This window comes from Bacillus sp. P4_D3 (assembly GCF_056401855.1).
Window position 1 is genome coordinate 1 of the sequence record NZ_JBFUIN010000168.1, and the last position, 6,530, is coordinate 6,530.

The 6,530-nt window shown below is 33.9% G+C and carries 11 protein-coding genes; 1 reads left to right on the forward strand and 10 read right to left on the reverse strand.

Annotated elements, in window-relative coordinates; translation table 11 throughout:
- From AC1DTM_RS15880 to AC1DTM_RS15915, 8 genes are all read right to left on the reverse strand, one after another.
- On the reverse strand, positions 1–883 hold an 883-nt coding region (locus AC1DTM_RS15880; RefSeq protein WP_477000463.1), incomplete at its 3' end, for an N-acetyldiaminopimelate deacetylase.
- 61 nt (positions 884–944) lie between these two features.
- Positions 945–1,667 (reverse strand): 2,3,4,5-tetrahydropyridine-2,6-dicarboxylate N-acetyltransferase, encoded by a 723-nt coding sequence (dapD, locus tag AC1DTM_RS15885; RefSeq protein ID WP_016106050.1) that lies wholly within the window; start codon positions 1,665–1,667, stop codon positions 945–947.
- Positions 1,668–1,738: 71 nt separating this feature from the next.
- Positions 1,739–2,623 carry a LysR family transcriptional regulator gene (locus AC1DTM_RS15890; RefSeq protein ID WP_477000464.1) on the reverse strand — a complete coding sequence of 295 codons (885 nt, stop codon included), beginning with the start codon at positions 2,621–2,623 and terminating at the stop codon, positions 1,739–1,741.
- A 177-nt stretch (positions 2,624–2,800) separates the two neighbouring features.
- A complete protein-coding gene (cbpB, locus tag AC1DTM_RS15895; protein WP_002145988.1) occupies positions 2,801–3,244 on the reverse strand; it encodes a cyclic-di-AMP-binding protein CbpB in 444 nt (147 codons plus the stop codon).
- A gap of 162 nt (positions 3,245–3,406) precedes the next feature.
- Positions 3,407–3,598: an antirepressor AbbA gene (gene abbA, locus AC1DTM_RS15900; RefSeq protein ID WP_016106051.1), complete on the reverse strand. Its 192-nt coding sequence runs from the start codon at positions 3,596–3,598 to the stop codon at positions 3,407–3,409.
- Between the two features lie 115 nt (positions 3,599–3,713).
- On the reverse strand, positions 3,714–4,232 hold the full coding sequence (locus tag AC1DTM_RS15905) for a ribonuclease H-like YkuK family protein (RefSeq protein WP_002111508.1): 519 nt from the start codon (positions 4,230–4,232) through the stop codon (positions 3,714–3,716).
- Between the two features lie 74 nt (positions 4,233–4,306).
- Complete coding sequence (locus AC1DTM_RS15910) at positions 4,307–4,456, reverse strand: hypothetical protein (protein ID WP_002160670.1); 150 nt, start codon at positions 4,454–4,456, stop codon at positions 4,307–4,309.
- A gap of 185 nt (positions 4,457–4,641) precedes the next feature.
- Positions 4,642–4,878, reverse strand: coding sequence for a YkuJ family protein (locus AC1DTM_RS15915; protein ID WP_002111509.1), 237 nt, complete (start codon positions 4,876–4,878; stop codon positions 4,642–4,644).
- Positions 4,879–5,110: 232 nt separating this feature from the next.
- On the opposite strand from AC1DTM_RS15915, the gene AC1DTM_RS15920 reads away from it, so the two are divergent.
- Entirely contained in the window at positions 5,111–5,347 is a 237-nt protein-coding gene (locus tag AC1DTM_RS15920) for a glutaredoxin family protein (protein WP_002111510.1), read from the forward strand.
- 25 nt (positions 5,348–5,372) lie between these two features.
- Here AC1DTM_RS15920 and AC1DTM_RS15925 read toward each other — a convergent pair whose 3' ends face one another.
- Both AC1DTM_RS15925 and AC1DTM_RS15930 read right to left on the reverse strand, forming a co-directional pair.
- Entirely contained in the window at positions 5,373–5,861 is a 489-nt protein-coding gene (locus AC1DTM_RS15925) for a DUF3993 domain-containing protein (protein ID WP_002111512.1), read from the reverse strand.
- Positions 5,862–6,044: 183 nt separating this feature from the next.
- Positions 6,045–6,530, reverse strand: a 486-nt coding sequence (locus AC1DTM_RS15930) for an EAL-associated domain-containing protein (protein WP_477000465.1), incomplete at its 5' end; no start/stop codon positions are given.

The following is a 6,530-nucleotide window of genomic DNA, read 5'->3' on the forward strand; positions in this document are numbered from 1 at the left end:
CTTCATGGTTATACACTTGATGATACATCGCTCCGTAGTCAATAACAGCTTCACATTGAAAGGAAGCTTCTATTCCCGCAACAATTGCCTCAATTCGGCTTTTAACACGTTTCATTGATTCCACTGATAGCGTTCGAATTGTTCCTTCTAAACGAGACTTTTCTGCGATAATGTTTTGAACTGTACCACCTGTAATTTTCCCAATTGTAATTACCGCACTGTCAAGGGGATCCACATTACGACTAATAACTGATTGAAGTTGTGTAACGAGATGACTCGCTGCAACAATCATATCATTTGCTGTATGCGGATATGCAGCATGTCCACCTTTTCCTTTTAAATCAACGTATAACTCTGATGTATTCGCAAATAATAAACCTTCTTTTGTCGCAATTGTTCCCACAGAGTATTCAGGCGCAATATGAAGTCCAAGAATCATATTAGGCTTCCATTCTTTTAACTCATCACTTTCTAACATAGGAAGTGCACCACCTGGACCTTCTTCAGCTGGTTGGAATATAAATACAAGATCATCATCTATTCTTTCGCTTACAGCCGCTGTTAGAAGGCCTAAACCGATTGTTGCATGCAAATCATGTCCACATGCATGCATCATTCCTTCATGGACAGAAGAGAATTCATATCCAGTTTCCTCTGTAATAGGTAGACCGTCTATATCTGCACGATAACCTATTATTTTTTCAGGATTTTTCCCATTTACTTTAACAATTACACCTGTTTTCCATGTTCTCACTTCCAAACATTCGTTAGGAAGCGTTCCTATATAATCTAAAATATACTGTTGTGTTTTCCACTCTTTAAATCCGATTTCCGGAATTTTATGTAAATCTCTACGAACTTGGACAAATTTGCTTACTGTCATTTTTGCACCTCTATCTATAAAAAGCGTAAGAGCACATTCATGCTCTTACGCTTTTTGTTTTTTATTTCTCTGGGTTTAATTGACGAAGCTCTTGTTTGATTTCAGTTTTTGCTTTTGTCTTCTCATCAATTTCTTTAATTACACGTGCCGGAGTTCCCGCAACAACTGTATATGGAGGCACATCTTCTGTTACAACAGCACCTGCTGCTACAACCGCACCTTTACCTACTGTAACGCCTTCTAGAACCACTACATTTGCACCAATTACAACATCATCTTCAACGATAACTGGTTTTGCAGAAGGTGGCTCAATAACACCGGCAAGTACAGCACCTGCACCTACGTGACAATTTTTACCAACTGTTGCACGTCCACCAAGCACTGCGTTCATGTCGATCATAGTACCTTCACCAATTACAGCACCGATGTTAATTGTTGCATTCATCATGATAACAGCGTTGTCACCAATTTCTACATGGTCACGAATAATCGCGCCTGGCTCAATACGAGCTTTGATACCTTTTAAATCAAGCATTGGAATTGCAGAATTACGACGGTCGTTCTCAACTACATAGTCAACAATGTGCTTGTTATTTTCATCAAGAATTGCCTTAATTTCAGACCATTCTCCGAATAATACACCAGATTTTTTATTTACAAATGCTTGTACCGTTTCAGGGAATGTTACTTCTTTTAAATCCCCTTTTATGTATACCTTTACAGGAGTTTTCTTTTCACTGTTTTGAATAAACGAAATAATTTCGTTAGCGTCCATCATTTTCATTCTTGTTGCCTCCTAAATCCATTTATAATGTTACTCTACCAAACGATAGAGCGAGTAGCAAGACAATAATCTTATTTTTCCATTTGAATTTCTTCTATAATTTCTAAAAATGCTTGTACTTGCTTCAACTGCCTTGCCGAGTCACTCGTCAATAACCATGTTTCTCTCGTTAATTGAACAGGTGTTTTATACATATTTTCCTGCACTTCTTTTAAAACAGTCGAAGGTAAAAGAGCGTAACCTATTCCATTTAAAACAAGCTGTTTGCACGTTTCAATTTGGTCAACTACAATCGTTCGCTTAGGTGGATTTGAAAATAATCCATACCACCAATTTTGTATTTGTCCATAGTAGGTCGAATCACTTTTAAATTGAATAAATGGTCTATTTGTCTCTTTTAACATCGAAATATCTTTTATTTCTTTATCAACTAAATATAATTCATCTTCAAATAATTGTTGTTTCTGCCCTTTGTATTCTTGTGATCCTCTCAGTATAGCAACATGAACGTCTCCTTCATAAAATTGCTTTTGCACTTCACTACTCCAGCCAGTAAACAGAGCTATCTTCACAGAAGGATACTTATGCACAAATTTTTTCAAAACAGGTGGAAGCCAATATTGCCCAATGACTGATGCAACAGCTATTTTTAACGTACCGTATGTTTCCGTTCTAAAAAGAGCCAGTTCACTTTTAATATCCTCTTCCCGTTGTAACATTTCTTTTGCATAATTTGCAACTTTTTCCCCTTCGGGTGTAATTGTTAATCCTTTTTGTGAACGAATAAAAAATTTCATTCCCCATTGTTTCTCCATAGATTGTAATCGTTGACTAAGCGCAGGTTGGGAAACAAATAAACGTTCCGCCGCTTTTCTCATATTTGATTCCTKAGCTAACACAACCATCATTTGAAAATCATCAATTTGCAACTTTCTCCCTCTTTCCTTAGCTTCCATACACCTAATTTTAATAAGCATTTCATCCTTAATTTAATTGCATACTTTTATACATTAGAACGGTTTGTTAGTTCAAAGTTTTCTTATGCTTTATGTCTTTTTAAATATAATACATACACAACTGATATGCACGAAAAAAAGTGACTTCGCCTTTTCAGTGAAGTCACTTTCCCTACGTTATCGATTATGCTGTCTCACTTTTTTATTCAATAATTTTAAAATAGCCCGACGTGTTAAAATACCCTCGAAGTAACCTTCTTCATTGACAGCGCAAATAAAAGGATGATCAATTGTCATTTCTAAAGCTTTTGCAAAAGAATCTTCTAACATAAGAACTGGAATCTCTTCCTTCATCACTTGTTCCACTTTCATATTCTCAAGTCTTTCAAACTCAATGTGATCTAATCCYAAAATACCATCTAAAATCATAGCAGTACTAATTAACCCATGTAATTTATACATAGGGTCTAAAACAGGAATCGCCGAATATCCAGATTTCACAAGAACGAGTAAAGCATGTTCTAAACCATTCCCTATTTGGACATGTGCTACTTTTTCTGATGAAATCATTAAATCCTTCACAAGAATTTGTTGAAACTCATCTTTCGGAATACTAATCATGTTACATCCCCCATTTCTCTTGCTTATATTCTCCAATCCTACTCACATTTTATGATAGCGTTTTCATATTATTATTTTGTCCTAACATTCTTCTAATAAAAATAAAGATACACAACTATTTTAGCATACAACATAAAAAAAAGACTACCATTCCGGTAGTGCTTAATACCCTTTATTTTTTAATCGGTAAAACAATCTTGTAATTTTTTTATATTGCGTCACATCTGTCTGTTTTAAACCATTCTCAATGTCTGTAAGCTCCACCGCTAAAATTTCGCTCGCGTAATTTTGCTGAAACAGAATATCCAACAATAAATTTTTTTCTTCTCTTGTTAAAACAAATTCCTTTTCCATATGCTCCTCTCCTTGCACTCTCATTATATAAATTTTTCAGCTTATTTAGTAGATGTAATATTCAGTTTTCGTTAGGGATACTTAACGACTGCGAATATATAGACATCATTTCACATTATTTCGTATATCTGTTCGCATAACTAAATGCCGCATAAGCATCTGGTTTAATTTTTGCTGTTAATCCCATTGCTTGAATTTTCATCGTCATATCTAAAATAAATTCTTTTGTTAAACCATCATTCCCGATATCTAAATGAATTTCCATTATGAATCCTGCTCCATCTTGAGCGTATGGGTGCAATAAATCCCATATTGTTTGTATATGATTGGGAGTAAATAAATAGGCGATTTCTTGACTAAACTGTGTTTCTAAATATATTTTCTCTCGCAACGTTGCTGGCTTATTTTTCACTGATTTATGATGCAAACATCCCCATGCTCCTTTTCCAACCCGATGAATATGTATCGCTGTAATAAACCTCGTATCCTTTTGATGCGCTTGTGAGTCTGTCCCAATAGATAATCGATATAAATTTCGTGGATCCTTTTCAATGAAACTACAAATACGGTTAAATACCATATCAAAATTCAAATGTCTCTCTGAAACATTATAAAATGTATGCTCACCGTCCACATAGTCACGTCCTTTCAATTAGACAGACTTTTCGTATTCTCATTGTATGGGACAAAAACAAAAATTATAACTTACTACCCTTTATTCGTTTCAATATTTCGAATTACATAATTACAAAACTTACATGTATATATTACATTTTGATTAGACTGGGCGGTTAATACATGATTAATTTCAGCATGACTGTGACAATTAGGACAAATAACAATCGGTAAGCGTTCCATCCTTTGCACCTCCTATTAATATTTACTATCATTGTAGGAAAAATAAAAAATTCCTATACATATACATTTGTAAAAAACCTTTTATTTAATCGCGCCTTAAATTGCAACTTCTACTACCTGTATAGCCCATTAATTAATATAACTAAAAAAGGTACCGCCATTTGGCAGTACCTTTTTTATATGTATCAATTAATGATATCATAAATCTCAATTGCAACCATATCGATGTTATCGAATTGATACACTTGAGGTTTTTCACCTTGTTGATACACTTCTAATTCATACATTTCACTTTTATCGAAAAATTTCACGCTACATTTGCGCTCACCGTTCACTTCAAAATAGCGTTGTGCTACTTCACCGCTTTCAGCTTGTTCTTGTAGACTAACAAGTCGAGTTAAAATTCCTTGGAGTAGAGACATGAAATCTCTCCTTTCTCTGATCTTCCTACCAATAGGTTTTACAGCTATACTCATTCTATCCGTCATAACAGAAAAAACGTTCCACAATCTAGGATAAAGGTTCTTGGCCAGAAACTCAACTAAAATTTGTCGAAATACGAAGTAAAAAGATGAAAGAGCATCTTTTTACTTCTTTATTGCGCTTTTTATACTGGCAGAATATAATAAAAAACAGAAAAAGGGAGGAATTACAATGAAAAAAATTGAGGTTTATACACAACCTGATTGTCCGCCTTGTACCATTGTGAAAGAATTTTTAAAACATAATAACGTTGTATATGAAGAATTTGACGTAAAAAAAGACGCTGCTGCACGCAATCGTCTTTTATATGACTATGAGTCCTATTCAACTCCAACAGTTGTAATTGACGGAGAAGTTGTCGCAGGTTTTCAAATTGAAAAATTACAACAGCTACTCGGTATAGAATAGGAATAGGGGACACCTATCCCTATTCTCATAATTGTTGTAACCTTTTTATTTCAGTCAACAGTTCCTGACTTTCATGATACCCTGCTAGTTTCCATTTTCCATTATCCTTTTGCAATGTCACAATTTGATATTGTCCACTCTTTGCCCGCTCGTAGACATATAGATTTTTATGTTCCTCATCATAAGACATTTTTGTTTCTGAATTAAAGGAAAACGGAGCTTCTTTTGCTGGAAGTAAATATTCACCACTTTGTTTTTCATTTCTACTGTTTTCATCTGTAAAAACTTGAAGGAAATTATTTGTAAAATATGGTGATAATGTCTCTATCATCTTATTCATAGATATTTGCTTCCCGCGAATTGAAAATTGCGTCTCATAACCTTTTTGTATCGTTGTAAACACTTCTTTCCGATCCACTTTCACTTCTTCTTTTCCTAAAACAGTTGTGACACTATAGCCAACTAGAAAGGCAACACATATAAATAGAACAAACCATATTCCATATTTCTTCATTTTTTCACCTTCCTTTTAAAAGAGCTTGTCTTTGTAGTATTCATTGTAACAATGATTATGCAAAGAAAGGGATGATTTCGTTCGTAAAATCTTTACAACGATAGACAGCATTTTCATCATCATTTTCACTATTACCAATTTATGATAAAAACAAACAAAAAAATGCACGAATCTCTTCGCGCATTAAAATAAAACATCTTCCTCATATAAATATTCATACGATAAATCTATAAATAAAAAGTTTTCATCATCAATTGGGAATGAAAATGTTCGTACCATTTCACCAGTTTCGATATCAGCATATAAATCTGAAAGTCTTGCCTTATTCTCAAAACGCATTTTCATTATATTTTCTAGAAAATACGGGCGCCAGCTCCAGTTCTTCATATAATACTCTGGCATAATGATCCATTCACCATCTTTTTTCATAATATTACCAGATTGTTGGAAACCATCTTCATTACAAATAAATATCCGAAAACTATATTGTGATATGCTTTGGCTAAATTGTAATAACCAATCATTTATATCTTCATTCTTTTTTTGTTTTGACAGAACATCACCAATTCGATCACGTAACATCTCTGTTAAATTATAAATTTTTTGCAACTTCTTCTTCTCATGCAGAATAAATTGATGACATTCATTACCAAGTCGCTCTTTTAAAAC

Bases quoted from the DNA above. Each gene is read 5' to 3' on its own strand.
- dapD (WP_016106050.1), bottom strand. From the start codon at position 1,667: ATGAAAATGATGGACGCTAACGAAATTATTTCGTTTATTCAAAACAGT.
- abbA (WP_016106051.1), bottom strand. From the start codon at position 3,598: ATGGAAAAGGAATTTGTTTTAACAAGAGAAGAAAAAAATTTATTGTTG.
- AC1DTM_RS15910 (WP_002160670.1), bottom strand. From the start codon at position 4,456: ATGGAACGCTTACCGATTGTTATTTGTCCTAATTGTCACAGTCATGCT.
- AC1DTM_RS15915 (WP_002111509.1), bottom strand. From the start codon at position 4,878: ATGTCTCTACTCCAAGGAATTTTAACTCGACTTGTTAGTCTACAAGAA.
- AC1DTM_RS15920 (WP_002111510.1), top strand. From the start codon at position 5,111: ATGAAAAAAATTGAGGTTTATACACAACCTGATTGTCCGCCTTGTACC.
- AC1DTM_RS15925 (WP_002111512.1), bottom strand. From the start codon at position 5,861: ATGAAGAAATATGGAATATGGTTTGTTCTATTTATATGTGTTGCCTTT.